Annotated in this window: 30 protein-coding genes and 1 tRNA gene; 22 read left to right on the forward strand and 9 right to left on the reverse strand. The window is 75.8% G+C overall.

Translation table 11 applies throughout. The features are described from left to right. The first annotated feature begins 12 nt into the window (after nt 1-12). The gene (locus tag ACFTZA_RS08365; protein ID WP_378192756.1) at nt 13-279 is read left to right on the forward strand and encodes a helix-turn-helix domain-containing protein; all 267 of its coding nucleotides are present in this window, start codon (nt 13-15) and stop codon (nt 277-279) included. 89 nt (nt 280-368) lie between these two features. On the opposite strand, the gene ACFTZA_RS08370 is transcribed toward ACFTZA_RS08365, so the two are convergent. The 3 genes from ACFTZA_RS08370 to ACFTZA_RS08380 all read right to left on the reverse strand — a co-directional run bounded on the left by ACFTZA_RS08370 (nt 369) and on the right by ACFTZA_RS08380 (nt 3,765). Then, nucleotides 369-442, reverse strand: a tRNA-Pro gene (locus tag ACFTZA_RS08370). 147 nt (nt 443-589) lie between these two features. Continuing rightward, nucleotides 590-1,495, reverse strand: a complete 906-nt coding sequence (locus ACFTZA_RS08375) for a metallophosphoesterase (protein WP_378192758.1) — start codon at nt 1,493-1,495, stop codon at nt 590-592. Nucleotides 1,496-1,521: 26 nt separating this feature from the next. Next, nucleotides 1,522-3,765, reverse strand: a complete 2,244-nt coding sequence (locus ACFTZA_RS08380) for a transglycosylase domain-containing protein (protein ID WP_378192760.1) — start codon at nt 3,763-3,765, stop codon at nt 1,522-1,524. Nucleotides 3,766-3,913: 148 nt separating this feature from the next. Between ACFTZA_RS08380 and ACFTZA_RS08385 the strand changes: the two genes are divergently transcribed. After that, nucleotides 3,914-4,078, forward strand: coding sequence for a DUF4177 domain-containing protein (locus ACFTZA_RS08385; protein ID WP_115943240.1), 165 nt, complete (start codon nt 3,914-3,916; stop codon nt 4,076-4,078). Continuing rightward, complete coding sequence (locus ACFTZA_RS08390) at nt 4,078-4,575, forward strand: RidA family protein (protein ID WP_378192763.1); 498 nt, start codon at nt 4,078-4,080, stop codon at nt 4,573-4,575. Before ACFTZA_RS08385 ends, ACFTZA_RS08390 begins: the two co-directional genes overlap by 1 nt. Nucleotides 4,576-4,651: 76 nt before the next feature. Here ACFTZA_RS08390 and ACFTZA_RS08395 read toward each other — a convergent pair whose 3' ends face one another. Beyond that, entirely contained in the window at nt 4,652-5,329 is a 678-nt protein-coding gene (locus ACFTZA_RS08395) for a Crp/Fnr family transcriptional regulator (protein WP_378192765.1), read from the reverse strand. Between the two features lie 175 nt (nt 5,330-5,504). On the opposite strand from ACFTZA_RS08395, the gene nth reads away from it, so the two are divergent. Next, nucleotides 5,505-6,173: an endonuclease III gene (nth, locus tag ACFTZA_RS08400; RefSeq protein ID WP_378192852.1), complete on the forward strand. Its 669-nt coding sequence runs from the start codon at nt 5,505-5,507 to the stop codon at nt 6,171-6,173. Nucleotides 6,174-6,185: 12 nt separating this feature from the next. Here nth and ACFTZA_RS08405 read toward each other — a convergent pair whose 3' ends face one another. Next, entirely contained in the window at nt 6,186-7,124 is a 939-nt protein-coding gene (locus ACFTZA_RS08405; RefSeq protein ID WP_378192767.1) for an alpha/beta fold hydrolase, read from the reverse strand. Then, entirely contained in the window at nt 7,121-7,936 is an 816-nt protein-coding gene (locus tag ACFTZA_RS08410; RefSeq protein WP_378192769.1) for a winged-helix domain-containing protein, read from the reverse strand. The genes ACFTZA_RS08405 and ACFTZA_RS08410 overlap by 4 nt, the downstream gene beginning before the upstream one ends. A 283-nt stretch (nt 7,937-8,219) precedes the next feature. Between ACFTZA_RS08410 and ACFTZA_RS08415 the strand changes: the two genes are divergently transcribed. After that, nucleotides 8,220-8,954, forward strand: coding sequence for a hypothetical protein (locus ACFTZA_RS08415; RefSeq protein WP_378192771.1), 735 nt, complete (start codon nt 8,220-8,222; stop codon nt 8,952-8,954). Between the two features lie 24 nt (nt 8,955-8,978). Here ACFTZA_RS08415 and ACFTZA_RS08420 read toward each other — a convergent pair whose 3' ends face one another. Next, nucleotides 8,979-9,362: a DsrE family protein gene (locus tag ACFTZA_RS08420; protein WP_378192772.1), complete on the reverse strand. Its 384-nt coding sequence runs from the start codon at nt 9,360-9,362 to the stop codon at nt 8,979-8,981. A gap of 308 nt (nt 9,363-9,670) precedes the next feature. Here ACFTZA_RS08420 and ACFTZA_RS08425 point away from each other — a divergent pair, with 308 nt between their 5' ends. The 9 genes from ACFTZA_RS08425 to ACFTZA_RS08465 all read left to right on the forward strand — a co-directional run bounded on the left by ACFTZA_RS08425 (nt 9,671) and on the right by ACFTZA_RS08465 (nt 15,711). Continuing rightward, on the forward strand, nt 9,671-10,267 hold the full coding sequence (locus tag ACFTZA_RS08425; RefSeq protein ID WP_378192774.1) for an FABP family protein: 597 nt from the start codon (nt 9,671-9,673) through the stop codon (nt 10,265-10,267). Between the two features lie 34 nt (nt 10,268-10,301). Next, nucleotides 10,302-11,447 (forward strand): YgfZ/GcvT domain-containing protein, encoded by a 1,146-nt coding sequence (locus tag ACFTZA_RS08430; protein WP_378192776.1) that lies wholly within the window; start codon nt 10,302-10,304, stop codon nt 11,445-11,447. After that, nucleotides 11,444-12,589 carry an aromatic acid exporter family protein gene (locus ACFTZA_RS08435; RefSeq protein ID WP_378192778.1) on the forward strand — a complete coding sequence of 382 codons (1,146 nt, stop codon included), beginning with the start codon at nt 11,444-11,446 and terminating at the stop codon, nt 12,587-12,589. The genes ACFTZA_RS08430 and ACFTZA_RS08435 overlap by 4 nt, the downstream gene beginning before the upstream one ends. Nucleotides 12,590-12,626: 37 nt before the next feature. Continuing rightward, nucleotides 12,627-12,929, forward strand: a complete 303-nt coding sequence (locus tag ACFTZA_RS08440) for a type II toxin-antitoxin system Phd/YefM family antitoxin (protein ID WP_378192779.1) — start codon at nt 12,627-12,629, stop codon at nt 12,927-12,929. Between the two features lie 10 nt (nt 12,930-12,939). Beyond that, nucleotides 12,940-13,389 (forward strand): type II toxin-antitoxin system VapC family toxin, encoded by a 450-nt coding sequence (locus ACFTZA_RS08445; RefSeq protein WP_378192781.1) that lies wholly within the window; start codon nt 12,940-12,942, stop codon nt 13,387-13,389. 57 nt (nt 13,390-13,446) lie between these two features. After that, complete coding sequence (locus tag ACFTZA_RS08450) at nt 13,447-13,791, forward strand: DUF2516 family protein (RefSeq protein WP_378192783.1); 345 nt, start codon at nt 13,447-13,449, stop codon at nt 13,789-13,791. Nucleotides 13,792-13,859: 68 nt separating this feature from the next. Continuing rightward, the gene (locus ACFTZA_RS08455; protein ID WP_378192785.1) at nt 13,860-14,852 is read left to right on the forward strand and encodes an asparaginase; all 993 of its coding nucleotides are present in this window, start codon (nt 13,860-13,862) and stop codon (nt 14,850-14,852) included. Further along, the gene (gene dtd, locus ACFTZA_RS08460) at nt 14,849-15,289 is read left to right on the forward strand and encodes a D-aminoacyl-tRNA deacylase (protein WP_378192787.1); all 441 of its coding nucleotides are present in this window, start codon (nt 14,849-14,851) and stop codon (nt 15,287-15,289) included. Before ACFTZA_RS08455 ends, dtd begins: the two co-directional genes overlap by 4 nt. 53 nt (nt 15,290-15,342) lie before the next feature. Further along, on the forward strand, nt 15,343-15,711 hold the full coding sequence (locus ACFTZA_RS08465) for a nuclear transport factor 2 family protein (RefSeq protein WP_378192790.1): 369 nt from the start codon (nt 15,343-15,345) through the stop codon (nt 15,709-15,711). A 13-nt stretch (nt 15,712-15,724) separates the two neighbouring features. Here ACFTZA_RS08465 and ACFTZA_RS08470 read toward each other — a convergent pair whose 3' ends face one another. Continuing rightward, on the reverse strand, nt 15,725-16,399 hold the full coding sequence (locus tag ACFTZA_RS08470; RefSeq protein WP_378192792.1) for a peptidase: 675 nt from the start codon (nt 16,397-16,399) through the stop codon (nt 15,725-15,727). A 214-nt stretch (nt 16,400-16,613) separates the two neighbouring features. Further along, entirely contained in the window at nt 16,614-18,455 is a 1,842-nt protein-coding gene (locus ACFTZA_RS08475; protein ID WP_378192794.1) for a DUF4012 domain-containing protein, read from the reverse strand. 190 nt (nt 18,456-18,645) lie between these two features. Here ACFTZA_RS08475 and ACFTZA_RS08480 point away from each other — a divergent pair, with 190 nt between their 5' ends. The 8 genes from ACFTZA_RS08480 (at nt 18,646) to ACFTZA_RS08515 (ending at nt 26,424) form a co-directional block, all read left to right on the forward strand. After that, nucleotides 18,646-19,230: an RNA polymerase sigma factor gene (locus ACFTZA_RS08480; RefSeq protein ID WP_378192796.1), complete on the forward strand. Its 585-nt coding sequence runs from the start codon at nt 18,646-18,648 to the stop codon at nt 19,228-19,230. A gap of 66 nt (nt 19,231-19,296) precedes the next feature. Further along, nucleotides 19,297-20,772, forward strand: a complete 1,476-nt coding sequence (locus tag ACFTZA_RS08485) for a hypothetical protein (RefSeq protein WP_378192798.1) — start codon at nt 19,297-19,299, stop codon at nt 20,770-20,772. Between the two features lie 23 nt (nt 20,773-20,795). Next, complete coding sequence (locus ACFTZA_RS08490; protein WP_378192800.1) at nt 20,796-21,563, forward strand: hypothetical protein; 768 nt, start codon at nt 20,796-20,798, stop codon at nt 21,561-21,563. A 206-nt stretch (nt 21,564-21,769) separates the two neighbouring features. After that, nucleotides 21,770-22,993, forward strand: coding sequence for an inositol-3-phosphate synthase (locus ACFTZA_RS08495; RefSeq protein WP_378192802.1), 1,224 nt, complete (start codon nt 21,770-21,772; stop codon nt 22,991-22,993). Nucleotides 22,994-22,995: 2 nt separating this feature from the next. Continuing rightward, nucleotides 22,996-23,919: an SCO3242 family prenyltransferase gene (locus ACFTZA_RS08500; protein ID WP_378192804.1), complete on the forward strand. Its 924-nt coding sequence runs from the start codon at nt 22,996-22,998 to the stop codon at nt 23,917-23,919. Beyond that, nucleotides 23,916-24,833 carry a sugar phosphate isomerase/epimerase family protein gene (locus ACFTZA_RS08505; protein ID WP_378192806.1) on the forward strand — a complete coding sequence of 306 codons (918 nt, stop codon included), beginning with the start codon at nt 23,916-23,918 and terminating at the stop codon, nt 24,831-24,833. Before ACFTZA_RS08500 ends, ACFTZA_RS08505 begins: the two co-directional genes overlap by 4 nt. Next, nucleotides 24,830-25,546, forward strand: a complete 717-nt coding sequence (locus ACFTZA_RS08510; RefSeq protein ID WP_378192808.1) for an EboA domain-containing protein — start codon at nt 24,830-24,832, stop codon at nt 25,544-25,546. The genes ACFTZA_RS08505 and ACFTZA_RS08510 overlap by 4 nt, the downstream gene beginning before the upstream one ends. Beyond that, nucleotides 25,546-26,424: a TatD family hydrolase gene (locus tag ACFTZA_RS08515; protein ID WP_378192810.1), complete on the forward strand. Its 879-nt coding sequence runs from the start codon at nt 25,546-25,548 to the stop codon at nt 26,422-26,424. Before ACFTZA_RS08510 ends, ACFTZA_RS08515 begins: the two co-directional genes overlap by 1 nt. Nucleotides 26,425-26,461 lie beyond the last annotated feature (37 nt).

Here is a 26,461-nt window from a genome sequence, read left to right on the forward strand (position 1 = left end):
TAGCCTCCCGTCATGGGGGCACAGATGAAGCACGTCCTGACCTCGGTCGCGCGGACGGTGCAGACCGTGGAGATCGTCGCGGCGGCGGGAGCCATACGCCTGTCGGAGCTGTCGGCGGCGCTCGGCACCAGCAGACCCGGGGCCTTCCGCATCGCGCAGAGCCTCGTCGCGCTGCGGTGGCTGTCGCAGGGCTCGGACCGCCGGTACCGCATCGGTCCGGGGGCGCGAGCGCTCGGCTCCGTGCACCACGGCGACGTGCGGCCGTCCGGCAACGAGTAGGACGTACGGCCGTCCGGGAACGAGAAACGGCCGGACCTACGAGTTCGTAGGTCCGGCCGTTTCTCGATGTCCTGAGACAGGACACGCGGTCGGGGTGACAGGATTTGAACCTGCGACCTCTTCGTCCCGAACGAAGCGCGCTACCAAGCTGCGCCACACCCCGGTTGCCGACCACACGGTTCCGGGCGCCGTCTCCAGCGCCCGCCGGACAGGCCGAGAGCCTGTGTTCCGCGCGGGAAGCCTGCCCAGAATAGCCGACGGAAGGCCGTACGACGAAACCGGACCGGCGTGACGCGCGCGACGGCCGGATTCAGCGCGACGTGAGGGTGAGCAGCGTGGCCTCGGGGCGGCACGCGAACCGGAACGGAGCGTACGGGGACGTGCCCGCGCCGGCCGACACGTGCAGCCAGCTCGACGTCTCGCCGCCCCGCTCGTCGGGCCGCGCTCCCGGCCAGCCGTGCAGTCCCTTCGCGCGCCGCCGGTCCAGGTCGCAGTTCGTCACGAGCGCGCCGAAGCCCGGCACGCACAGCTGCCCGCCGTGCGTGTGCCCGGCGATCACCACGTCCGAGCCGTCCGCGTGCATGGCGTCGAGCACCCGGCGGTACGGCGCGTGCGTGACCCCGACGCGCAGGGCGCCGTCCGCGGCCGGGTCGCCGGCGCTCACCGCCGCCGTGCCGGGGAAGACGTCCCGGTCGAGGTGCGGGTCGTCGACCCCGACGAGGTCGAGCCGCAGACCGGCCACCTCGAGGACGTCACGACGGTTCGTGAGGTCCAGCCACCCCGCCGCCGTCATGGCGGTGGCGAGGTCGGCGGCCGGGAGCTCGCGCGGCTCGCTCTGAGCCGGGACCCGCGCGTCGGGCAGGAGATAGCGCGCCGGGTTCTTCGGCCGGGGAGCGTAGTAGTCGTTCGACCCCATGACGAACACACCCGGCACCGCCAGCAGCGGCTCGAGCGCACCCAGCAGGGGCTCGAGCGCGTCGACGTGCGCCATGTTGTCGCCGGTGTCGACGACGAGGTCGGGCTCCAGCTCGGCGAGCGAGCGGATCCACGCGATCTTGCGCCGCTGCGTCGGCACGAGGTGCAGGTCGGACACGTGCAGCACCCGGACGTCGCGGGCCCCCGCGGGCAGCACCGGGACGGTCACCCGCCGCGTCGTGAACAGCTTCGTCTCCACGTGGGCGTAGGCGAGCGCGCCGACGCCCAGGGCCGCGAGCACCCCCAGACGTCGCGCGCCGCTGCCGGTCAGTCGTCCGCCCCGTCGGCGGGCGCCCCCGCGGCGGGCGTCTCGGGCGGCGGCGGTGCGGTGTCACCCTCGTCGGACTCCCGGTCCTCACCGCGCGAGGGCGGCGGGGGAGCGGGGGCGTTGACCCGACCCCAGTCGGGCGCGGCGAAGTCGACCGCGGGCTTGCCGGCCAGCGCCTGGTCCATGTACGCCTTCCACGTCGGCGCGGCGAGGGTGGACCCGAACCACCAGCGCTCGTACTGGCCGTTGATCACCATGTCGCGCATCTCGACGTCGTTCTCCGCGTTCCCGATCCACACCGCGGTCGAGACCTGCGGGGTGTAGCCGAGGAACCAGGTGTGGCGGTTGAGCTGCGAGGTGCCGGTCTTGCCGGCGCTCGTGCGGCCCTCGAGCTGGGCGCTGCGGCCGGAGCCCTGCGTCATGACGGCCTGGAGCGCGTACGTCACGGTGTTCGCGACGGCCGGGTCGAGCGCGTTCGGGTTGCACCGGGTCGGCGGGACGGCGATCTCCTCGCCGTCGGTCCCGACGACGCGCGTGATCGCGATCGGCTCGCAGTACGTGCCGCCGCTCGCGAACGTCGCGTAGGCCGCGGCCATCTGCAGCGGGGAGGAGTTCTGCGTGCCGAGGACCATGGACGGCATCATCTGCACGCCGCCGTCCTTCTGGGCGGAGATCGAGGGACGGTAGCCGATGGACTCGGCCGTCGCCTTGATGTCGCACAGACGCAGCTGGCTCTCCATGTCCGCGTACGCGGTGTTGATCGAGTTGTACGTCGCCTGGAGCACCGTGATGCGCCCCTTGTTGTCGATGCCGTCCGAGTTCCCGGGGCGCCAGGCGTCCCGTTCGTTCGGCGCGTGCGCGCCGCAGAAGTCGAAGTCGGAGTTGTACCAGCCGCGGCTGTTCGCGTTGACGCGCTCGTACAGCGACCGCCCGCTCTTGAGCCACTCCGCGAGCACGAACGGCTTCCACGACGAGCCGGGCGAGAAGCCGTTGGACGAGCCGTGGTCCTGGTCCACGCTGTAGTTGACCGCCGTCGTCCCCGGCGCCCGGTCCTGCGACGCGTCGAACGGACGGTTCTGCGCCATCGCGAGGATCTTGCCCGTACCGGGCTCGACCGAGACGATCGCGTCCTCGAGGCCGCTCGGGTCGCCGGCCGGGACGGCCGCCTGGGCGTGCTGCTCGGCCGCGGCCTGCATCGCCGGGTCGAGCGTGGTGAAGATGTCGAGGCCCCCGCGGTACAGCAGCGTCGTCCGCTCCTCCTCGGTCTCCCCGAACGCGGGGTCGGAGACGAGCACCTTCGTCACGTAGTCGCAGAAGAACGCGGCGCCGCCGGCGGCCTGGCAGCCGACCTCGACCGGCTTGACGTTGAGGGTGTCGGCGATCGGCGTCGCGCGCCCGGCGTCGTACTCCTCCTTGGTGATGTACCCCTGCTGGTACATCGTCATGAGCACCGTGTTGCGACGGCTCTGCGACATCTCCGGGTTGCGCGTCGGGTCGTACGTCGACGGCGCCTTGGTGATCCCGGCGATGGTCGCCGCCTCGACCGCGTTGAGGTCCTTCGCGCTCTTGCTGAAGTAGTGCTGCGCGGCCGTCTCGACCCCGTAGAGCGATGACGCGCCGAACTGCGCGATGTTGAGGTACCCCTGGAGGATCTCCTCCTTGCTCATGCGCGTCTCGATCGAGATCGCGAGCTTGGCCTCCCGCGCCTTGCGGGAGAGCGTGTTCTCCCGGGCCTCCAGGACGCCCATGGTGTCGTCCTCGCGCACGGCCTTCTCGATGAGCACGTTCTTCACGTACTGCTGCGTGAGGGTCGAGGCGCCCTGGGTGTCCTTCTGCAGGGCGTTGTTCACCGCGGCGCGCGGGATGCCCTCGAGGTCCACCCCGCCGTGCTCCCAGAACCGCTTGTCCTCGATCGCGACGACCGCGTTCTGCATGTACGGGGACACCTGGTCGAGCGGCACGACGATCCGGTTCTCCGTGTAGAAAGTCGCGAGGAGCGTCGTGCCGTCGTTGGCGTAGACGCGCGACTGCTCCGCGAGCGGCCCGGGCTCCAGGTCCGCCGGCAGCTCGTCGAAGACCTCGATCGCCGTGTCCGTCGCCGTGTTGGCGCCGGCCGCCAGGGGCACGAGCAGCCCGGCGGACAGGACGCCGCCGACACCCGCCACCAGCACGAACGCCAGGAGGAGGGCGACGAGCTGGTACGCGTTGATCTGCCGGCCGCGCGGACGCACAGGGGAAGCCATGGGGCAACCCTACGGGAGCGGTCCCGGCGGAGCCCCGGTGAGTAGCGGCCCGGCGGTGTGCGGGTTGTGTGAGCATCCCGCGCCCCGCCCCCCGGGGCGATGCCCGGGCCGCCGCTCCGGGCGCTGCGCCTCGGGCTACGCTCCCCCCATGGCAACCACCTGGGAGTACGCGACCATCCCGCTCATCATCCACAACACGAAGGCCGTCCTCGACCAGTGGGGCGCCGACGGCTGGGAGCTCGTCCAGGTCGTCACCGGCCCCGACGGCAACGGCCTCGTCGCCTACCTCAAGCGCCCGACCGGGGAGAAGTAGTGGCGGACGGCACGTCGGCCGCAGGCGGCACCGTCGCGGCGCGCCTCGCGGAGCTCGGCGTCGAGCTGCCCGACGTCGCGGCGCCCGTGGCCGCGTACGTGCCGGCGGTGCGCACCGGACGGTACGTCCACACCTCCGGCCAGCTCCCGTTCGTGGACGGCGCCCTCCCCGCGACGGGCAAGGTCGGTGACGGGGAGGGTCTCGTGCCGCCCGACGACGCGGCGCACCTCGCGCGCGTGTGCGCGCTCAACGCGCTCGCCGCCGTCCAGCACCTCGTGGGCGATCTCGACCGCGTCGTGCGCGTCGTGAAGGTGGTCGGCTTCGTCGCGAGCGACCCGTCGTTCACGGGCCAGCCCGGCGTGGTCAACGGCGCCAGCACGGTCCTCGGCGAGATCTTCGGGGACGCGGGCGTCCACGCCCGCAGCGCGGTCGGCGTCGCGGTCCTGCCGCTGGACTCGCCGGTCGAGGTCGAGCTGCTGGTCGAGCTCGCGGAGTAGACCGCGCGCCCGTCCGGCCGGCCGCGAAACCACGACCGGCCCGGACGGGCGTCGTCGTCTCGGCGGGGGCGGCGCCTCAGCGGGCGCGGCGCTCCAGGCGGTCGAGGTCGAGCAGGACGACGGCGCGCCCCTCGCGCCGCACCCAGCCGCGCGTCGCGAAGTCGGCGAGCGCCTTGTTGACGGTCTCGCGCGAGGCGCCGACGAGCTGGGCGAGCTCCTCCTGCGTCAGGTCGTGCGCGACGCGGACGCCCTCGTCCGTCTCCTCGCCGAAGCGGGTCGACAGGTCGAGCAGCGCCTTGGCGACGCGGCCGGGGACGTCGGAGAAGACGAGGTCGGCGAGGGTCTCGTTGGTGCGGCGCAGGCGGCGTGCCAGCGCGCCGAGCAGGTGCTTGGCGACCCCGGGGTGCTTCTCGATCCACTCGACGAGCTGGTCGTGGCCGAGCTCGTAGATCACGGAGTCGGCGACCGAGCTCGCGGTCGCCGTGCGGGGGCCGGGGTCGAAGAGCGAGAGCTCGCCGAACATCTCGCCGGGCCCGAGGATCGACAGGAGGTTCTCGCGGCCGTCGTTCGAGCGGCGGCCCAGCTTGATCTTGCCGCCGGCGATCACGTACAGGCGGTCACCGGGCTCTCCCTCGCGGAACAGCACGTCCCCTCGCGTGAGCTCGATCTGCTGCATCGACTCGAAGAGGGTGCGCGTCTCGTCCGCGTCCATCGTCGCGAACAGAGGGGCGGAGAGCACAACGTCGTCGTCCACGCGGGGGTGTCCTTCGTCTCGACCTCGACAACTGCCACGGACAAGTCTGCCCTACCGCTGCAACTCGGGTGTCGGGGGCACGGGCTAGCGTGGGCGTGTGAACGCTGCCGAGCAGTCCTCCGCCGCGGCCGCCGACGAGCGGTCGGCGAGCACGCGGACCGAGTCGCGCCTCGCGCTGGTGCGCCGAGCGCGACGGATCGACCGGGAGCTCGCGGTCACCCACCCGGACGCGCACTGCGAGCTCGACTTCACGACGCCGCTCGAGCTGTTGGTCGCGACGGTGCTGTCCGCCCAGACCACGGACAAGCGGGTCAACCTCACGACCCCGACGCTCTTCGCGCGCTACCCCGACGCGGCGGCCTACGCGGGCGCGGACCGCGCCGAGCTCGAGGAGATCCTGCGTCCCACGGGGTTCTTCCGCGCGAAGGCGCAGTCGGTCATCGGGATCGGGCAGGCGCTGGTCGAGCGCTTCGACGGCGAGGTGCCGGCACGGCTGGAGGACCTCGTGACGCTGCCGGGCGTGGGCCGCAAGACCGCGAACGTGGTGCTCGGGAACGCCTTCGGCGTCCCGGGGCTCACCGTGGACACGCACTTCGGCCGCCTCGTGCGCCGGCTCGGGTGGACGGCGGAGGAGGACCCGGTGAAGGTCGAGCAGGTCGTCGGGGGGCTGATCCAGCGGTCGGAGTGGACGATGCTGTCCCACCGGCTGATCTTCCACGGCCGGCGGGTCTGCTTCGCACGCCGCCCGGCCTGCGGGGCGTGCAGCATCGCCCGCTGGTGCCCGTCGGCCGGTATCGGGGAGACGGACCCGGTGAAGGCCGCGGCCATGGTGAAGACGGGCTGAGACGCCCGCGCGTCAGTTGCGCGGGATCCCGCCGAGCCAGTCCAGCAGGAGGCCCGTGACGTCGTCGGGCGCCTCCTCGGGCAGGAAGTGGCCGGCGTCGGGCAGGACCTCGAAACGGAAGTCGCGTGCGAGCGCAGCGGCGTCCGCGTCTGCGAGGTCGCGGCGCAGCAGGCCGTCCCGGCCGCCGTGCACCTGGAGCGCCGGCACGCCGATCGGGCGTCGCAGCGCGCCGGCGAAGCGGCGGCCGTCGGGCCGGGGCGTGGAGCGCACCGCCCACCGCAGCGACTCCATCGCCGTGTGCGCGGCGAAGGGGATGCGCATGACCGTCCGGTAGGTCGCGACGACGTCGTCGTCGAAGGCCCGGGCCGCGCCGTCGGCGAGGACCCGGTCGACGAGGTCGCCCGACACGAGCGCGCGCTCCGGGAGCGTGGGGACCTGGAAGAACGCGAGGTGGCGCCGCGCGACCGGCGTGAGGAGCCGCCGCGCGGGGGCGTGCATGCGCGCGGGGTGCGGTGCGGACAGCGCCGCGACGCCGGCGGTCACGGCCGGCTGGAGGGCCGCCATCGCCCAGGCGAGGGTGCCGCCGGTGCCGTGCCCCACGACGACGGCGCGGCTCGCCCCGAGCGAGCGGACGACCCCGGCGACGTCCCGCGTGCGCGTGGGGGCGTCGTAGCCGATCGGTGGCTTGTCGGACGCGCCGACCCCGCGCACGTCCATGGCGGCGACCCGGTAGCCCGCCGCCGCGAGGGGCTCGATCTGGTGGCGCCAGGCCCACCAGAACTGCGGGAACGAGTGCAGCAGCACCACGAGGGGTGGTCCGGGGTCGCGGACGCCGCGGTCGGCCGGGCCGGCGAGCGCGACGTGGAACCGGGCGCCGTTGGCGGGGACGAGCTCGTGGCGCCAGGGGCCGTCCGGCAGCGCCGAGGTGAAGTCGGAGAGATCGGCCGTCACCGCGCGGAACCCACCGGGTCGCCGGAGGCGCCGTCACCGGGCCGGGCGGGTCCGGGAGTGCCCTCGGAGGGCCGCGCGCCGGCGTCCTCGGTGGCCTCGCCGACGTCGTCCGCCGTGCCGCCGACGGCGCCGCGCCGGTCCTTCGGGGGGTCGAAGCGGTAGCCGACGTTGCGCACGGTCCCGATCAGCTGCTCGTGCTCGGGCCCGAGCTTGGCCCGCAGGCGCCGCACGTGCACGTCGACGGTGCGCGTGCCGCCGTAGTAGTCGTAGCCCCACACCTCCTGGAGGAGCTGGGCACGGGTGAAGACCCGCCCCGGGTGCTGCACCAGGTACTTGAGGAGCTCGAACTCCTTGTACGTCAGGTCGATCGGGCGGCCGCGCAGGCGTGCGGTGTACCCGCTCGCGTCGATCGCGAGCTCGCCCGCCGAGATCTCCTGCGGGCCGTCGTCGACGGGCCCCGACGCGGACCGCTCCACGACCAGGCGCAGACGCGCCTCGACCTCGGCGGGGGTCGCGCTCTCGAGCAGCAGGTCGTCCGCCCCCCACTCCGCGGTCACGACGGTGAAGCCGCCCTCGGTGAGGACGAGGACGAGGGGGACCGTCAGGCCGGTCGCGTGCAGCAGCCGGCACGTGGTGCGCGCGCCGACGAGGTCGCGGCGCGCGTCGAGCAGCACCACGTCCGAGTCCGGCGCGTCCACGAGCGCGGACGGCTCCATCGGCAGCACGCGGATGCGGTGGGACAGCAGGCCCAGCGCGGGCAGGACCTCGACGGACCCGCCCGTGGCGGGAGTGAGGATCAGCAGGTCGGCCATGCCGGGCCCCTCCTTCCGCGGTCGCGGGCACGCGGGTGTGCCGGCGTCTCGTCGCACTCGTGGTGTCCGACGTCGACCGGCCGGCGGACACGGCCGGTCCGGCGCGGCGCGTCGTCGGCCCGTGGGGGCTTACCGTATCGCGACGCGCCCGGACGGACCGCGACGTCTCACGCCCGCCGCGTCCCGCGCCGCCGCGTCCCGCGCTGCCGGGTCTGCGACACTCTGAGGCGTGCTGTGCGACTCGACGACCCGACCGACCCCCCGAGCGGGGTGCTGACCGCTCGTGGACCTCTCGACCCGGGCCGTCGTCACGGCGTGCCTCGCCGCGGCCGTCGCCGTCGCCGCGTTCTTCGGCCAGCTGCCCCTCACCGTGGCCGCCGGCGCGCTCGCCCTCGCCGTCGCGGTGGGCTGGCCCCGGCTGCTCGACATCCCCGTGCACGGGGGCACGCGCATCGTCATCGCCATCGCGGGCGTGGGCGCCGTCGCGGCGACCGCGGCCACGCCCGGCGAGCCCGCGCTGCGCCACCTCCCCGTGGTGCTGGCCCTGTCGATCGTCCTCGCGTTCGTCGCCGAGCTGCTGCGGCGCGACGGTCGTCCGCGCCTGACCGAGTCGCTGATCGGCACGGTGAGCGGCATCGTCGTCGCGACGTCGTGCGCGGGCTGGATCGCCACGGGGCGCACCGACGCGGGTGCGTCGCTCGTCGTCACGTGCGCGGTCGCGCTCGCGGTGGCGTCCGCGGCGTCCGCGCTGCCCGTCGGCGGCTGGGTGAACGCCGGGCTGACGCTGGGGCTCGCCGTGGCCGCCGGCGGGGCGGTCGGCTACGTGATGCCGGGGCTCGACCTGCTGAGCGGGGTGTGGTCGGGGGTGGTCGCCGGCATGCTCGTCGCGTCGCTGCACGCCCTGTTCGACCGGCTCCCGGAGCTGCGCGGCCGGCTCGGCGCCTTCTCGGCGACCGCGCTCCCCGTCGCGGTCGGCGGGACGCTGATCTTCGTCGTCGGTCGCGTCATCGTCGGCTGACGTCGGCGAGCGCTGGTGAGGGCGTCAGTACACGAGCGCCTGGGCGCCGTCCCGCAACGACTCCTCGACGAACACGGCCGCTCCCGCGACGCGCACGCCGGGCAGCACGTCGTCGCCGGCGATGCCGCGCCGGGCCGCGCACTGGGTGCAGACGGTGAGCGTGCCGGCGGCGAGGACCGCCTCCAGGAGGTCCGGCAGGGCAGCGGCGTGCTCGAGCTCGAGCTCCGCGGCGCGGCCCGGGAGCGCGAACCAGGCCGCCTCGCCGGTCAGCCAGACGCTGACCTCGACGCCCGCGGCGACGGCCGCGGCCGCGACGGTGAAGGCCTGGTTCGCGGCCTCGGGGCGGTCGAGGCCGGACGTCGCCTTGACGACGAGGGACCGGGCGGGGCGTGCTGCGGGTGCGCTCACGAGCCGAGCGTAGCGCCGGGCGTGGGCGCGACGGCGGGCCCGGCCCGGCCGGTAGGATCGGGCCCATGAGCCCGCACACCCTCGAGCTGATCTTCCTCGGCCTCCTGCTCGCGGCGACCGTCACCATCACGTGGTTCGCCGGCTACGTCGTCTACAAGCTCTACAAGGGCCAGCGCTGACGTCCCGCGCGTCCTGACCCGCTGCCGACCCGGCGCGGCCGCGGCCCGGTCGCCCCGCTCGTGAGCGCGTCCCGCCGCCCGTCCCGCCGCCCGCACCTGCACCGACCCGTCGCCCGGAGGTGGCCGCCCATGCCGTTCGAGTTCCCGGAGGGCCTCGCGCCCGAGGTGTACCCCCTCGCGTGGCTCGTGGGCCGCTGGCGGGGCGAGGGCGTGATCAAGTACCCGGGCATCGACGAGACGGCGTTCGTCCAGGACGTCGAGTTCGACCACGACGGCGGTCCGTACCTGCGGTACGCGTCGACGCTGCGCGTGCTCGAGCCGGAGGTGCCGACGACGGTGCCCGACGAGGGCGAGTGGCCGGAGCGCGACCCCGACGTCCTCGACGCGGCGGCGCAGGGCGCGACCGTGTGGTCGACCGAGACCGGGTACTGGCGCGTGTCGACCGACCGCCCCGAGGGCCTGGAGGACGACCGGCACCCGCTCGAGGTGCTGCTCGCGGACGCCGCAGGGCGCGTGTCGGTGTACCTGGGCGCGGTGGGCAACGGGCGCGTCGACCTCGCGAGCGACCTCATCGCCCGGACGGGGACCGCGGCGGAGATCTCGGCGTCCAAGCGGCTGTTCGGCCTCGTCGAGGGGCAGCTGCTGTGGGTGTGGGAATTGGCGGCCTTCGGCGAGCCGTTGCAGTCGTACGCGTCGGCGAAGCTCAGCCGCCGCCCGGCGTCCTGACCGACGCGACGCCCGCACCGACGAAGGAGGACCCGTGACGACCACCGGCCGGACCAGCCCGCTCCTCGCCCGCCACGGCGCCGTCGAGGCGTCGGGGCCCGACGCCGGCGTGGCGTGGCACTACGGCGACCCGGTGGGGGAGCAGCGCGCCCTCCAGACCGGCGGCGCCGTCGTCGACCAGTCGCACCTCGGCGTCGTCCGCGTGACGGGGCCGGACCGGCTCGGCTGGCTGAACTCCATCACGTCGCAGGACCTCACCGGCCTGGCGCCGCGCACCTCGACGGAGCTCCTCGTCCTGTCCCCGCACGGCCACGTCGAGCACGCCGCCGCCGTCGTCGACGACGGCGAGGCGACGTGGCTCGTCACGGAGGGCTCCCACGCCGCCGACCTCGCGGCGTGGCTCGACCGCATGAAGTTCATGCTGCGCGTCGAGATCGCCGACGTCAGCGCCGAGTACGCCGCGCTCGGCGAGCCCCTCGACGCGGAGGGCGTCGAGGGCGAGCCCGTCACGTGGCGAGACCCGTGGCCCCGGGTGGCCGCGGGCGGCACGCGGTACGGCCCGCCGGAGGACGAGCACCCCGGGCGCGAGCGCCCGTGGCGGCTCGTGCTCGTGCCCCGCGACGAGCTGGCCGACGCCGTCGCCGCGCGCGAGGCGGCGGGCTGGCGGCTCGCCGGCACGTGGGCGAGCGAGGCCCTGCGCGTCGAGGCGTGGCGCCCCCGGCTCGCCACCGAGGTGGACCACCGGTCCATCCCGCACGAGACCGACTGGCTGCGCACGGCCGTGCACCTGCACAAGGGCTGCTACCGCGGTCAGGAGACGATCGCGCGCGTGCACAACCTGGGCCGCCCGCCGCGCCGCCTCGTCATGCTGCACCTCGACGGCTCGGGGCACCTGCTGCCGCTGCCCGGCGCCGAGGTCACGCTCGACGGACGTGCCGTGGGCGCCGTGACGTCGGTCGGGCGGCACCACGAGCTGGGTCCCGTCGCGCTCGCCGTGGTCAAGCGCAGCGTCCCCGCGGACGCCGTCCTGCTCGTCGACTGCGAGGGCGGTGCGATCACGGCGGGCCAGGAGACCGTCGTCCCGGGGGAGGGCGTCTCCGTCGACCGCCCCGCCGCGCGCGGCCCCGTCGCCCGGGGGCTGACGCCGCGGGGCGAGGGCGCGCCGTCGAGCATGCTGTGACCGCCGGCCGCGGGGCGACGGGCGACGGGTCCGGCGCGGTCGACCTCGCGCGCACGGCCTGGCGCCGCCTGCTGCTGCGCGCACGTGTGCGCCAGGGCGCGTCGCGCGTCCGGGTCGCGTTCTGGCCGATCGTCCAGGCCGCCGCGGCCGCGGGGGTCGCCTTCGGCATCGCCCGCTACGGCCTCGGTCACGCGGCGCCCTTCTTCGCGCCGATCTCCGCCTGGATCTGCCTCGGATTCAGCCAGGACCGGCAGCTGCGCCGGGTGCTCGAGGTCGCGGTCGGGGTGGCGGTCGGGGTCGGGCTGGGGGACGTCGTCGTCCACGTCATCGGGTCCGGCTGGTGGCAGGTGGCCGTCGTGCTCACCGTCTCCGCGCTCCTGGCGCGGTTCATCGACCGGGGCGCGATGCTCACCACCCAGGCCGGCGTGCAGGCGGTCGTCATCGTCGCGCTCCCCGCGGCGCAGGCCGGCGGGCCGCTCGGCCGGTGGACGGACGCGCTCGTCGGCGGTGCCGTCGCGCTCGCGGTCGCGGTGCTCACGCCCGGCGACCCGCGACGTCGGCCGAGGCACCTGGGCGCGGAGGCGACGACGGAGCTCGCCCGGGTGCTCGAGACCCTCGACCGCGGTCTGCGCACCCGCGACCGCGCCGATCTCGAGGCGGCGCTCGTCACGGGACGCGCCTCGGAGGGGGCGATCGAGGACTGGCAGGCGGCGGCGTCGTCCGCGCGCGAGCTCGCCCGCGTGACCGCGGCCGGGCGCCGGCACCGCGACGACCTCGGCGACCTCGAACGGCAGTCGGTGCTGGTGGACCGGGCGATGCGCAGCGTGCGCGTGCTCGCCCGTCGCGCGCTGCCCGTCGCGGGTGGCGTGGACGAGCGCGACCTGGAGCCCGTCGCCGACCTCGTCAGCCGGTTCGCCGCGGGCACGCGCGTGCTCGCGGAGGCGATCGGTGCGGGGCGCGACCCGGCGGTCGCGCGAGAGGTGCTCGTGGAAGCCGCGCGCACCGCGGACCCGCACGTCGTGGGGTCCGGGGACTGGCAGGTGCAGTCGCTCGTCATGCTCGTGCGGTCACCGCTCGTCGACGTGCTGGAGGCGACGGGCGCGACCCCCGCAGAGGCGCGTGCGGCGCTGCCCGAGCTCTAGCCCGCCGCTCGCCCCGCCGGGCCGGTACGGTTCGGTCATGGAGGTCCCCGTCAGCGCGCTGCGCGCAGAGCTCAGGTCGTGGATCGAGCGGGCCAGGGCGGGTGAGGAGGTCGTGGTCACCGAGCGCGGGGTGCCGGTGGCCCGGCTCACCGGCATCGCGACGGCCGACCTCGTGACCGAGCTGACGCGCGACGGGCTGCTCACGCCGCCCTCGACGGAGCGACCGCAGCACACCGGTGCCGCCACACCCGCGGACGTGCCCGAGCGGGCGGTCGGCGGCGCGCCGGTGCGCGCGAACCGGTCCGGCGTCGCCGCGCTCGTGCGGCGCATCCGCCGCTGAGGGGGCTCGGGTGGCCCTCGTGTACTTCGACGCCAGCGCGCTCGTGAAGCTGTGCGTCCCCGAGCCCGGGACGCTGCTCGCGAGCCGCCTGTGGAACCGGGCGGACGTCGTGGTGACCAGCCGCCTGTCCGACACCGAGCTGCGCGCGGCCCTCGCCGCGGGCCTGCGGGCGCAGGTGCTGGACGCCGCCGAGCACGCGGAGGCCCTCGGCACCTGGGAGTCGCTGTGGCCGGCGCTGCACGTGGTCGAGGTCACGAGCCAGGTGGCGGCACAGGCCTCCGCGCTCCTCGGGGCGACGAGGTCGCCGGACGGGGCGGGCGAGCCGGCGGTGCTGCGCAGCAACGACGCGGTGCACGTCGCGAGCGCGCTCGCCGTCGCGCACGACGACACGCTCGTCGCCGCCTGGGACCCGGTCGTGGCCACGGGCGCCCGTGAGCACGGTCTGCGGGTGGTGCCGTGACCGTCGGGGCGCGCGGGCTGGTGCCGGAGCGGACCGCGAGACCGTAGGCTCGTCGTCGTGTACGGAATCGTCGGGTCCCTCCAGTGGATCATCTACCTGCTGCTCACCCTCGTGGTGTTCGGCGTCCAGCTGTTCGCCCTGGTCGACGCGGCCCGGCGCCCGGCGAGCGCCTTCACCGCGGAGGGCAAGCTCTCGAAGCCGATCTGGCTCGCGATCCTGGGCGCCGCGGCGGTGCTCGGGTTCCTGTCGCTGCCGCTCGGCGGCCCGAACCTGGGGTTCCTCGGCCTCATCGCCGTCGTGGCCGCCATCGTCTACCTCGTCGACGTGCGCCCGCGTCTGCAGCCGTACGGCAACGGGCGTCGTGGTGGCGGCACGGGCGGCGGCCGCCCGGGCGGTTGGTGAGCCCGGCGGGTGGTCGGGCGGCGCGGGACGTCGTGATCGCGCCGGCCGGCACGGTGGCGGGTGGCGCCGTGCCGCTCGCGGAGGTGGTGCGCGGTGACCTCGTGGAGTCGGTGCACCTCGGCCACCTCGTGCTGGACGCCGGGCCGTCCGCGCCGGCGGGGGCCGCGCTGCTGCTCGGCGACGCGGACGCGGTGATCTGGCCGCGGTCCAGCGTCAAGCCGTTCCAGGCCGTGGCGATGCTCCGGCACGGGCTCGCGCTGCCGCCGCGGCTGCTCGCGCTCGCCACGGCGAGCCACAACGGCGAACCGGAGCACCTCGCGGGCGTGCGGGAGATCCTCGCGGGGGCGGGGCTCGATGCCGCGGCGCTGCGCAGCACGCCCGACCTTCCGCTGCACCCGCCCGCCGCTCTCGCGTGGCAGCGCGAGCACGGTGGTCCCGCGCCGCTCGCCCAGAACTGCTCCGGCAAGCACGCGGCGATGCTCGCGACGTGCGTCGCGGCCGGGTGGGACACGACCACCTACCTCGACCTCGACCACCCGCTGCAGGTCGCCGTCCGAGCGACCGTCGCCGAGCTCACCGGGGTGCCGGTCGAGCACGTGACGGTCGACGGGTGCGGGGCACCGTTGTTCTCGACGTCGCTGCGCGGCCTCGCGCGCGCGTTCGGTCGTCTCGCCGCGGCGCCCGGCCGGGAGCCGGGATCACCGGAGGCGGCCGTGGCCGGGGCGATGGCCGCCTTCCCCGACATGGTCGGCGGCACGGGGCGCGACGCGACGCGCGCGATGCGGGCCGTGCCCGGGCTCGTGGCGAAGGACGGCGCCGACGGCGTCTACGGCGCCGGGCTGCCGGACGGCAGCGCGCTGGCGTTCAAGGTGCTCGACGGCGCGTCGCGCCCCCGGCCCGCGGTGCTGGCCGCGGCGCTGCACCGCCTGGGCGCCGGTGACGTCCCGGGAGCCGACGGCGCGGCGCTCCACGCGCTCGGCGACGTCCCCGTGCTCGGGGGCGGACGGCCGGTCGGCGCGGTCCGCCCGGTGTCCGCGCTGGCCGTCGGGGTGAGCGCATGAGGGCCGTCGTCCAGCGCGTCGCGCACGCGAGCGTGACCGTCGTCGGCGCGGACGGTGAGGCCGAGGTCGTCGGGTCCGTCGACCGCCCGGGCCTGCTCGCGCTCGTCGGCGTCACCCACGACGACGGCGACGCCCAGGCCGAGACGATCGCGCGCAAGATCGCCGAGCTGCGCATCCTGGACGGGGAGCGCTCGGTGCTGGACGAGGGCGCGCCCGTGCTCGTCGTCAGCCAGTTCACGCTCTACGCGGACACGCGCAAGGGTCGGCGCCCGTCGTGGAACGGCGCCGCCCCCGGGCACGTCGCGGAACCGCTCGTCGACGCCGTCGTCGAGCGGCTGCGGTCCCGGGGCGTCGAGGTGGCGACCGGCCGGTTCGGCGCGCACATGCGCGTCGAGCTCCTCAACGACGGCCCCGTCACGCTGCTGCTCGAGGCCTGAGGCCGCCACGGCTCGCCCTGCGCCGGCGGGTGCGCGTCCGTAGGGTGAGGGCCATGACGGACCTCACGCTCGAGGAGATGCTCGCCGTCGAGCACGACGGCTGGAGCGCGCTGTGCACGTCACGTGGCGGCACGTTCTACGGCTCGATCATGACGCCCGACGCCCTGATGGTCGTCGCGGGCGGCATGGTCCTCGACCGGCGCACGATCGCCGCCTCGCTCGACGAGGCGCCCCCGTGGGACTCGTACGAGATCACCGAGGCGCGCGTCGTGCGGGTCGGCGAGGACTGCGCGGCGCTCGTCTACCGGGCGTCGTCGGTGCGGGGTGACGACCCGCCGTTCGACGCGCTCATGACGAGCGTCTACCGGCGGGTCGACGGCGACCTGCGCCTCGCGCACTACCAGCAGACACCGACGGGCTGACGGCGCCGGGCGGTCAGCCCCGGCGTGCGCGCCGCGTGAGGAGCAGGACGGCGGCGCCGACGGCGGCGAGGCCCGCCGCGACGGCCGCGTACAGGCCCACCGTCGCACCGGTCGACGCGAGGCTCTCGTCCTGCGGCGCGGAGCTCACGGGGTTCGCGACCTGGCTCGCGGACGGCGTGGGCTCGCCCTCGCCCGGGGGGTTCGTCGCGCAGTCCGGCGACGACGGCGGGTAGTCCACCGTGACCATCGCCTCGGGGTTGGCCTCGAACAGCACGTCGACCGAGGGGCGCACCCAGTCGTACTCGTCGCCCTGGACCCACTCGCCGTCCTCGAGCCGCCAGCCCGGCCAGTCGGCGCCGCGGCCGTCGTCGCCGACGACGGCGCCGGGCCACGGGACACGGCCGGTCAGCGGGAGGTCGGCCTGCACGACGTCGTCCCCACCCGGGTTGAGCCACGTGATCGTGACGGTGCTGGAGTCGCCGCCGGCGAGCTCGACGGCGTAGTCGAGGTAGGGCACGTCGCCGTCGCACACCGGTGCGTGGACGGTGATCTCCATGGTCGGTTCGGGGACGTACGTGTCACCGCCGGATGCCGCGGGCGCCGCCGGCGCAGTCAGCAGGGCGGCGGTGCCGGCGACCGCGGTGACGGCGAGCGCCCGGGTGACGCGGCGGCTCCTGGGGGTGCTCATGGGTCGTCCTCGTCTCGGTGGTGACGTCTGCGGGTTCGAGGAGGGCCGCACCGGGTTCCTCGCTCGGAGATCGGTCCGCCGTGGCGGTCCGGATGCGCCCCACAGTAGTGATGTCCGAGAAAGAGTTGGACGCTCGTCCGGGTGAAAAGGAATGGCCGTGGTCGATCGTTATCGATCCGTGACGAGAGTTCACCCGCTGGTCAGGCGGTGGCCCTCACCCGCAGGTCGGGACGTCGACCGTCCGGAGCCCGGGCGCGCGTGCCGTCGGCGTGGACCAGACGTCGAGCCGCCCCGGCGTCGCGCCGACGGCGGACTCTCCGGACGCGTCGTCCCCGGGGCTCTCGGCGGAGAACGTCAGCGTGGCCGCCTGCCCGGGGGCGAGGTCGACCACGACCGACAGCGCCGACCGCCCCGCGACGGTGCCCGCCTGCCCCGAGACGGAGCCGTCGTCGAGGCGCACGTCCGTCACGCGCCCGCCGCGCGGCGGGTACAGGACGACGAACGTGCGCGTGACGCCGGGCTCCACGCCCGCGATGCCGCCGCCGGTGACGTACCAGGGCAGGGAGGTCGCGGCGTCCGCGGGTGCCGTGGACGAGAGCCGGACGGCGAACGTGTCGAGGCGGCCGTCGACGGTGCAGGAGCTCGTCGTGAGCTCGACGGCCGAGTCGAGGAAGTAGCTCATCTTGCCGCCGGTGGCGTCGTTGTAGAACACCCCGACCGACCCTGCGGCGCGCTCGGCCGTGTCGATGTCGCCCGCGACGACGGTGCCCGCCAGGTGCTCCTGCTCGTCGGCGTGCGCCGACCACAGCAGGAGCCGGTGCTCGGACGCGGCGCGGTCGAGCACGTCCGTCGCGGTGGCCGGGTCGGCGCCGCCCGCGAGGACCGTGCCGAGGACCGTCGCGGCGACGGAGGCGAAGAACGCGTCCGTCTGCTCGCCGTCCTCGAGGCGTGCGTACGCGTCGGCGAGGAGCACCTGCACGACGTTCCCCGCCTCCACGGTCGTGCCGTCGACGTCGAGCGGTCCGGTGGCCTCGAGCAGGTAGGACAGCGCGACCGGGTCGGTCGCCACGACCCCGTCGACGGTCTCTCCCTGGGCCTGCTCCCACATCGCCGCGGCGAGCGAGGCGGTGGTGGGGAAGTCGGGCGTCAGTGTCGTGTCCTGCACGAAGCGCCCGAGCCGGTCGGAGAAGAGCTGCTCGGACCCGGGGTCGAGCGGCAGCACGGGTGCGTCGAAGGGCGGGACGTCCGCGGTCGCGGCCTGGCGCTCGAGCGTGACCCGGCCGTCGTCGACCGTCACGACGGCGAGCGCGCCGGGGATGCCGCCGGTCGCGCGCAGCTCTGCGCTGTTGAGGGCGAGCACGAGGTAGCGCCGCGGGCCTTCGGCACCCAGCATCGCCGGCCCGACGGCCGTCACGCGCTCGGCCGTCCGCACGAGCGGGCGCAGCTCGTCCGTCGCGGCGACGAGCCGGTCGTACGGCTCGGCGATCTCCGCGTGCAGCGCGGCGCGGTCCACGGCCGCGTGGCGCGCGTCGATCGCGTCGAACGTGGCCGCGGCGCGCGCCGTCAGGGGTGCGGCCTGCTCGAGCGGGGCGAGGTCGACGCTCCCGGCGGTCACGGCGACCGCGTCGCCGTCGACGACGCCCAGCACGTCGGTCAGCGACGGCAGGACCGTCGCCGCGAGGTCGTCCACGGTCGCGGCCGCGGCCGAGAACGCCCGGACGTCCTGCCCGACGAGCGGCAGGCGGGCCGCGAGCGACCACAGCGGGCCGTCGGTGCTCGCGCGCGCGGTGGCCGTGAGCGGCTGCACGTGCGCGAGCGTCGCCTCGGCCGCCTCCAGGTCGCCCGAGCGCAGCGCCTCCTCGGCCGCCGGCACCTCGTCCATCGCCCGCGTCAGCGCGTCGCGGGCGGTGAGGGCGTCCCGCACGAGCAGCCCGACGGCGACGAGCGCGAGCACGAGCACGGCGAGCACCGCCCAGCCGGCCCACCGGGCCCGGCGACGTCGGGGTGCCCGGGCGTGCCGCTCCGTGCCCCGGACGTCCTGCTGGCTCGCGTCCATGGGCCACAGCGTAGGCGCCGGGAGGTGGGACGATCGTGGCCGGGCCGGGTGATCCTCGGGTACCGGGAACGCGCCGGACCGGCGTGCGCCTCCCGCCGTGCAAGATCCGGGTGCCCGGCGACACATCGCGGGTGAGGACACCCGCCCGCCGACCGGGGCGGCCGACGAGGACGACCGCCGAGGAGCCGCCGTGACGAACGACGAGACGCCCGACCCGCCGGCTGGCGCGCCCGTCCGCGACGACGCCTGGTTCGCCGCGCTGTTCGACGCGCACGCGTCGGCGCTCCACCGCTACTTCCGGCGCCGTCTGCCGAGCGGCCGGGGTGCGGTGGCCCCCGACGCGGAGGACCTGACGGCGGAGGTGCTGACCACCGCCTGGCGCCGCCGCGCCGACGTCCCGGAGGGTGCCGAGCTCCCGTGGCTGTACCGCACCGCCGGCTTCCTGCTCGCGAACCACGGCCGCAAGGCGCGGCCGGTCCCGGTCGCCACGGTGCCCGACGAGGCGGACACCGGTGCCGACGTCGAGCACGTGGTGGTGCAGGACGACGAGGTCCGCCGGGCGCTCGCGACCCTCTCGGCGCGCGACCGGCGCATCCTCCTCCTGCACGCCTGGGAGGGGCTCGGCGGCGAGGAGCTCGCGGTGGTGCTCGGCGTCTCCCGCGGTGGGGCCGATGCCGCGCTGTCGCGGGCCCGCGCCCGGTTGCGCGCGGCCTGGTCCGAGGACGCCTCCGACGCCACGCGCGACCGGGCGGCGGCGCAAGACGCCGGCGCCTGACGACACATCCTCGACAGGGGCGGCGCCACGCGCCGGACCCCGTCCCCGCAGCACCTGGAGGTCGCCATGACCACGCACACGCCCGACGAGCTCCCCGGCCCGGACGCCGCCGGCGACCGGACCGACCCGGCGCTGGAGCGGCTGCGCGCCGCGGACCCCGCGCACGACGACACGGCCGACGTGGAGGCGATCCGCGCGGCCGTGCGCGATCGGGCACCCGAGGCGTTCGGCGGGGCGGCGGCCGCGGCCGCGCTCCCGCGCGTCCCCGACGAGCTGGCCGCGCGCCGCGACCGCCGTCGCCGGGTGCCGCTGCAGGTCGCCGCGGCGGTCGCCGGTGCCCTGGTCGTGGGCGCGGGCGGCTACGCGCTCGGTGCGGAGGGCGGCTCGGGCGGCGGCGGGACCGTCGCGGCGACGACCGCGCTCGCACCGATCGAGCTGGGCGCGACGACGCAGGGCGACGTCGCGACGCAGGAGGAGTCCACCGCGGTCGGCAGCCTCCCCGAGGTCGGTGCCGTCGGGCCCCGCGTCACCACCGAGATGATCCACCCGGGGTACGGGGCGGCGCGCACCGTCTTCCGCCAGGAAGGGCTCTCCGAGGCGGGCGGCTCGGCCGAGGCCTGGGCGTACGACGCCGCGGGCGTCTTCTCGTCGCAGACGGCGCGCCGCGTCGCCGACGTCCTCGGCGTGGGCGGCGACGTGCGCGAGGAGTACGGCTCGTACGTCGTCGGGGAGCGCGACGGGACGGGGCCGACGGTCTCGCTCCAGCCCGACGGGCTCGCGAGCGTGTCGTTCGTCGACCCCGCGAAGGACCCGTGGGGCTGCGTCGTCGTGGAGCCCGCGCCCGACGACGCGACGTCGTCGAGCGGGGGCGGCAGCGCCGACGTCGCGCCCGTGGAGCCGGGCGCGTGCGCCGAGGCCGACCACGGGGTCCCGCCGAGCCGCGACGCGGCCGTCGCGCAGCTGCGCGACGTCATGGGCTCCCTCGGCCTCGACACCGAGGCGTTCGAGTACGTGGCCGAGGACCTCACCGCCGACCAGGCGGCACCGCGCGCCACGACGGTGACCGCGTACGAGGTGGTCGAGGGACAGCGCACCGGTGCGTCCTGGAGCGCGACGTTCTCCGGTGCCGGGCTCGCCTCCCTGTACGGGTCGCTCGCGCCGCGCGTGCCGCTCGGCACGTACGACGTCGTGAGCCCCGCCGAGGCGGTCGAGCGCCTCGACGACCCCCGGTTCTCCGGCGGCGGACCGGTCGCGCTCGCCCGGGACGCCCTCGACGCGCAGGCCGTGCCCGAGATCCTCCCCGCACCGGAGGACCCGGTCGCGCCGACCGTGCCGCCGACCGTCCCGGAGGGCAGCGCGATCGCGTGGCCCGTCACGGAGGTGACGATCACTAGCGCCCGGCTGGGTCACGGCGTGCAGCACCAGCCCGACGGCGCCGCGGTCCTGGTCCCGGCGTACGAGCTGACGGACGCCGACGGCGGGACGTGGTCGGTGCTTGCCGTCGCCGACGACCGGCTGGACTTCTCGGTCCCCGCCGGCTGACGTGCTGTGGGATCCTCGGCGCCGTGGGCACGTGGGGACCAGGCATCTTCTCGGACGACACGGCGGCGGACGTGCGTGGCGACTACCGCGCGCACGTCGAGGACGGGGTCCCCGACGACGAGGCGACGAGGCGGGTGGTCGAGACGTGGAGGGACGTCCTCGGCGACGAGGAGCACCTCCTGTGGCTCGCGCTCGCCGCTGCGCAGCACGAGCTCGGGCGGCTGGACGACGACGTGCGGGCGAAGGCGCTCGGGGTCCTCGACCAGGGCTTCGGTCTCGAGCCGTGGGAGGAGGCGGGCCCGCGACGGCTCGACGAGCGCCGCGAGGCGCTGGCGAGGCTGCGGGAACAGCTCACCGGTCCTGCGGCGCCGCGCCGCGCCGTGCGCCGTCGGTGGCGGCACGTGACCGACCTGCGGCCGGGGGACGTGCTGGGCCTCGCCGGCCCGTCCGGCCGCGTCGCGCTGCTGCGGGTGCTGCGGGTGGACGACCACCGCGTCGGTGCCGCGCCGGTCGTCGAGCGGCTTGGATGGAGCGGCGACGGGATCCCGCCGGGCCGGGAGCTGGAGGACCTCGGTCCGGTGCTCGAACCGGGGCCGGACCCCGACGACGCCCCCCGGCCCCTCACGTGGCGGGTGTCGCGTCAACGCCGCGCGGACCTCGACTGGCGGGACGCGGGGTTCGGGCTGGTCGCGCAGGTCCCCTCGCGTGCGCACGACGGCTCGGCGGTCGCGTGGTCGTACGTGGGGTGGGAGGCTCTCAGACGCGTCCTCGAGCGCGACCTCGCGGGCTGACGAGCGCTTTTGCCGTGCTGGTCGAACGGGCCCGTGCCTACCCGTGCTGCTTTTGATTGACCGCCGTCAGAAGTGTGGTTAGGGTCGCAGCAGGCCGTCGCCCCGGGCACGTGATCGTGTCCCGTGACGCCGGCCGGGCGGTGGCACCGAGGCCATCGTCGCGACACTCGGCGCGCTCCGGCTCGCCGACGGGACGGGGAGCAACGATGCACCACAACGCCTCTGCACGGACCGGCCTCTGGCTGGTCGGAGCCCGCGGCTCGGTCGCGACCACCGCGACGCTCGGGCTGGCCGCGATCGCGCAGGGCCACGCCGACGCGACGGGGTGCGTCACCGCTCAGGACGCCTTCGCCTCCGCGCCCCTCCCGGCGTTCGCGGACCTCGTCGTGGGCGGTCACGACGTCACCGACGTGTCGATGGTCAAGCGCGCCGAGCTGCTCGTCGAGGCAGGCATGATCGCCCCGCACCTGCTCGCCGTCGCGCACGCCGCGCTCGAGCAGGCGGACGCCGACGTCCGCCGCGGCTACGACGCCGCCGCGGCCGCCCGGGGCGAGGGCGGCGAGTCCCAGCAGGCCGCCGCGGAGCGCCTCGCCCGGGACATCACGGAGTTCCGCGACCGCCACGGGCTCGCCCGGGTCGTCGTCGTCGACCTCGCGTCGACCGAGCCCCTGCCGGAGCCCGCACCGGAGTTCACCGACCGCGCGCTGCTCGAGGCCGCGCTCGCCGACCCTGCGCGCGCGGTCCTGCCGCCCAGCTCCGTCACGGCGTACGCGGCGCTGCTCGCCGGAGCGCCGTACGCCGGCTTCACGCCGTCGGCCAGCATGTACCTGCCCGTCCTCGTCGACCTCGCGACCGAGCGCGGCGTCCCGGTCGCCGGCCAGGACGGCAAGACCGGTCAGACGTGGCTGCGCACCGTGCTCGCACCCGCCTTCGCCGCGCGCGGCCTGCGCGTGCTGTCCTGGGCGGGCACGAACCTCCTCGGCGGCGGTGACGGCGCCACGCTCGCCGACCCCGAGGCCGTGCGCAGCAAGCTCGCGTCGAAGACGCGCGGGCTGCACGACCTCACGGGCAGCGACGTGACCCCGCTGCACATCGACAACGTCCCCGACCTCGGCGACATCAAGGTCGCGTGGGACCACGTGCACGTCCAGGGCTTCCTCGGGTCGCGGCTGACGCTCCAGACCACCTGGTCGGCGTACGACTCGATGCTCGCCGCACCGCTCGTCCTCGACCTGGGCCGCCTGCTCGCGCTCGCGGACGCCGCCGGCTACGGCGGTCCCGTCCCGCAGCTCGGCTTCTTCTTCAAGGACCCGTGGGGCAGCGACGTGCACGACGTCGCGTCCCAGACGCTCGCGCTCGCGGACTGGGTGCGCGAGGCGTCGGCGCGCGTCGCCGCGGCGACGGACCCGTCCGCCCGCGCGGCGGAGTGACCGTGCCCGCACGCCCCACCCTGCGCGACCACCTCGACCTCGTCCGCGCCCCGGCGGTCCTGTCCGTCGTCGGCGACACGCTCGCGGGGGCGGCGGCCGCCGGCCACCGGTTCACGCCGCGGCGCGCGCTGCTGCCGCTCGCGTCCGCGTGCCTGTACGCGGGCGGGATGGCGCTCAACGACTACGCGGACCGGCGCCTGGACGCGATCGAGCGGCCCGAGCGACCCATCCCGTCGGGACGCGTCTCGCCGCAGCGCGCGCTCGGCGTCGCGACCGGGCTCACGCTCGCGGGCGCGGGCCTGGCCGCGGCCGGGGGAGGGCGTCCGGCCCTCGCCGTCGCGGTGCCGCTCGCCGCGTGCGTGTGGACGTACGACACGGTCGCCAAGGAGCACGTCGTCGGCCCGGTCGTCATGGCCGCGTGCCGCGGCCTCGACGTGCTGCTCGGGGCGGCCGGGGGCGACGTGCGCGCCGCCCTGCCCTCCGCGGCGGCGCTCGCCGCGCACACCGCGGGCGTCACCGTGCTCTCGCGCGGCGAGGTGCACGGCACGACGTCGCCCGTCGCCACGTGCGTGGCGGGCGGGACGGTCGTCGTCGCGGGCGCGGTGGTCGCCGGTGCCGTCGGGCGCCCCGCGCCCCGCCCCGCCGCTCGAACGGTCGTGGCGCGGCTCGCGTCCGTCGCCGCGGCCGGTGCCTACGTGGCGACGTGCCTGCCCCGGCAGGCGGAGGCCGCGATCGCGCCCTCGGCGGGCAACGCGCGCACGGCGACGCGGGCCGGCATCCACGCGATGGTGCCGCTCCAGGCCGCCTGGGCCGCGCGCGGCGGGAGCCTCGCGTCGACCGCCGTGCTCGCGGGCGTCGAGGTCGCCGGCCGTCTCCTGCGTCGCGCCGGGCGCCGCCCGGGCCGGACCGAGATGAGCGAGACGTGAGCGGCGAGGCCGGCGCGCGCGCCGGCACCGGGACGACGCCGCCGTTCGCCCTCGGGTACGGGACCAACGGCTTCACGGACCACCCGCTCGACGTCACGCTCGACGTGCTCGAGCACGAGGGCTACGGCGCCGTCGCGCTGACGCTCGGCTTCCCGCACCTCGACCCGTTCGCGCCCGGCTGGGACGAGCACGTCGAGGCCCTGCGGGGGCGCCTCGCGCGGTCGGGCGGCGGTGCGGGGATGCGCGTCGTGGTCGAGACGGGCACGCGGTTCCTCCTCGACCCGTACCGCAAGCACCGGCCGACGCTCGTCGACGCCGAGGCCGAGCCCCGGCTGCGCTTCCTCGAGCGCGCGGTCGAGATCGCCGCCCGTCTCGACGCGGAGTGCGTCTCGTTCTTCTCCGGCGTCCTGCCCGACGACGCGACGCCCGCGGACGGCTGGGCGCGCCTGCGCGACCGGGTCCCCGCGCTCGTCGAGCACGCCCGCGCCCGCGGGGTCCGGCTCTCGCTCGAGCCGGAGCCCGGCATGCTCGTCGAGACCGTCGGCGACGCGCTGCGGCTGCACGAGGAGCTCGGCGCGCCCGACGCGCTGGGCGTCACGGTCGACGTCGGGCACTGCCTCGTCGTCGAGCCCGACGGCGTCGTGGGCGCCCTGCGCGCGGCCGCGCCGCACCTCGCGAACGTCCAGCTCGACGACATGCCCTCCACCCACCACGAGCACCGGCCGTTCGGCGAGGGTGAGATCGACCTGCCGCTCGTGCTCACCACGCTCGCCGACGTGGGGTACACGGCGGTCGCCGCCGTCGAGCTCCCGCGCCACTCCTACGACGCGCCCGGCCTCGCCCGACGCAGCATGACAGCGCTGCAGGCGGCGTGGGCCGACGTCGCCCCGCAGCACGACCTGGAGGTGTCATGACCGAGGACCCGACCGGACCCGGTGCCGCCAACGCCGGCGCCCGCTGGCTCGCCGAGCAGCTCGTCGCCGTCACGCAGGACCCGGGCGTCGCCGACCGCGTGTTCGCGCTCGCGGGCCGCAAGGTCGGCCGGGCGCCGCGACGCCCCGAGGAGGACCCCGCGGGCGTGGTCCACGGCACCCACGACGACGCCGCGCGCGCGGCGCTCGTGGTCGCGCTCGCCGACGCGCTGGGTCCGGGCGGCGGAGCGGCGCTCGCGGCGCGCCTCGCGGACCTGTACCAGCACGGCGACACGGCCGAGCGGCGCGGCGTGCTGCGTGGCCTGGACGCCCTCGCCGCACGCGACGCGCTCGCGCCCGAGGTGGTGGCCGTGGGGACCGAGCTCGCGGCCGACGCGCTGCGGACCAACGACCAGAGCCTCGTCGCCGCGGCCGTCGGCCCGTTCGCCGCCGCGCACCTCGACCCGCACGCGTGGCGGCACGCCGTGCTCAAGCTCGTGTTCATGGGCGTCAGCCTGGACGCCGTCGCCGGCCTCGACGACCGCACCGACGCCGAGCTCGCGCGCATGGCCCGCGACTTCGCCGCCGAGCGCCGCGCGGCCGGTCGCGTCGTGCCCGACGACGTCGCGCGGCTCGCGCCCGACGTCGTGACCGGTCCCCCCTCGGCGGCGGACGCCTCCGACGACTCGCCGACCAGCACCGGAAGGAGCGCCTGATGCGCATCTTCGACCCCCACATCCACATGACCAGCCGTACGACGGACGACTACGAGGCGCTCTACGCCGCCGGCGTGCGCGCCCTCGTGGAGCCCGCGTTCTGGCTCGGGCAGCCGCGCACGAACGTCGGCTCGTTCCTCGACTACTTCGACTCCCTCCTCGGCTGGGAGCGGTTCCGCGCGGCGCAGTTCGGCATCCGCCACCACGCGACGATCGCCCTGAACCCCAAGGAGGCGAACGACGCGCGCTGCCGCGAGGTGCTGGACGAGATCCCGCGGTACCTGCTCAAGGACGGCGTCGTCGCGGTCGGCGAGGTCGGCTACGACTCGATGACGCCCGAGGAGGACGAGGTGTTCTCCCGGCAGCTCCAGATGGCGCTCGACGCCGAGCTGCCCGTGCTCGTGCACACGCCGCACCGCGACAAGCTCGCGGGCACGCGCCGCACGCTCGACGTCGTGCGCGAGTCCGGCGTCCCCTCGGAGCACGTACTCGTCGACCACCTCAACGAGACGAACGTCGCGCTCGTGCTCGAGGCCGGGGCGTGGGCCGGGTTCTCGATCTACCCGGACACGAAGATGGACGAGGACCGCATGGTGGCGATCCTCGCCGAGCACGGCACGGAGCGCATGATCGTCAACTCCGCGGCCGACTGGGGACGCTCCGACCCGCTGAAGACGCTCAAGACCGGGAAGGCGATGCTCGCCGCCGGGTTCTCCGAGGACGACGTCGACCAGGTCCTGTGGCGCAACCCCGTCGAGTTCTACGGGCAGTCGGGCAACCTCGTGCTCGACCCGGTGCCGGGGTTCGTCGAGGGCGACCTGCCGACGCCGGGCGTGGAGTTCGAGGGCTCGTCCGTCCTGCGCGGCGTGCGCGCCTGACCCGTCCCGCGCAGCGACCCCGACCGACGACCGCATC

The sequence above is a fragment of the Cellulosimicrobium sp. NPDC057127 genome (genome assembly GCF_042670945.1).
Taxonomy (GTDB): domain Bacteria; phylum Actinomycetota; class Actinomycetes; order Actinomycetales; family Cellulomonadaceae; genus Cellulosimicrobium.

What these genes read in the sequence shown, in the direction of transcription:
- ACFTZA_RS08495 (WP_378192802.1), top strand. Translation starts at nt 21,770, where the DNA reads ATGCACCACAACGCCTCTGCACGGACCGGCCTCTGGCTGGTCGGAGCC.
- ACFTZA_RS08515 (WP_378192810.1), top strand. Translation starts at nt 25,546, where the DNA reads ATGCGCATCTTCGACCCCCACATCCACATGACCAGCCGTACGACGGAC.
- ACFTZA_RS08410 (WP_378192769.1), bottom strand. Translation starts at nt 7,936, where the DNA reads ATGGCCGACCTGCTGATCCTCACTCCCGCCACGGGCGGGTCCGTCGAG.
- ACFTZA_RS08465 (WP_378192790.1), top strand. Translation starts at nt 15,343, where the DNA reads ATGACGGACCTCACGCTCGAGGAGATGCTCGCCGTCGAGCACGACGGC.
- ACFTZA_RS08485 (WP_378192798.1), top strand. Translation starts at nt 19,297, where the DNA reads ATGACCACGCACACGCCCGACGAGCTCCCCGGCCCGGACGCCGCCGGC.
- ACFTZA_RS08440 (WP_378192779.1), top strand. Translation starts at nt 12,627, where the DNA reads ATGGAGGTCCCCGTCAGCGCGCTGCGCGCAGAGCTCAGGTCGTGGATC.
- ACFTZA_RS08475 (WP_378192794.1), bottom strand. Translation starts at nt 18,455, where the DNA reads ATGGACGCGAGCCAGCAGGACGTCCGGGGCACGGAGCGGCACGCCCGG.
- ACFTZA_RS08510 (WP_378192808.1), top strand. Translation starts at nt 24,830, where the DNA reads ATGACCGAGGACCCGACCGGACCCGGTGCCGCCAACGCCGGCGCCCGC.
- dtd (WP_378192787.1), top strand. Translation starts at nt 14,849, where the DNA reads ATGAGGGCCGTCGTCCAGCGCGTCGCGCACGCGAGCGTGACCGTCGTC.
- ACFTZA_RS08380 (WP_378192760.1), bottom strand. Translation starts at nt 3,765, where the DNA reads ATGGCTTCCCCTGTGCGTCCGCGCGGCCGGCAGATCAACGCGTACCAG.
- ACFTZA_RS08470 (WP_378192792.1), bottom strand. Translation starts at nt 16,399, where the DNA reads ATGAGCACCCCCAGGAGCCGCCGCGTCACCCGGGCGCTCGCCGTCACC.
- ACFTZA_RS08385 (WP_115943240.1), top strand. Translation starts at nt 3,914, where the DNA reads ATGGCAACCACCTGGGAGTACGCGACCATCCCGCTCATCATCCACAAC.
- ACFTZA_RS08365 (WP_378192756.1), top strand. Translation starts at nt 13, where the DNA reads ATGGGGGCACAGATGAAGCACGTCCTGACCTCGGTCGCGCGGACGGTG.
- ACFTZA_RS08425 (WP_378192774.1), top strand. Translation starts at nt 9,671, where the DNA reads ATGCCGTTCGAGTTCCCGGAGGGCCTCGCGCCCGAGGTGTACCCCCTC.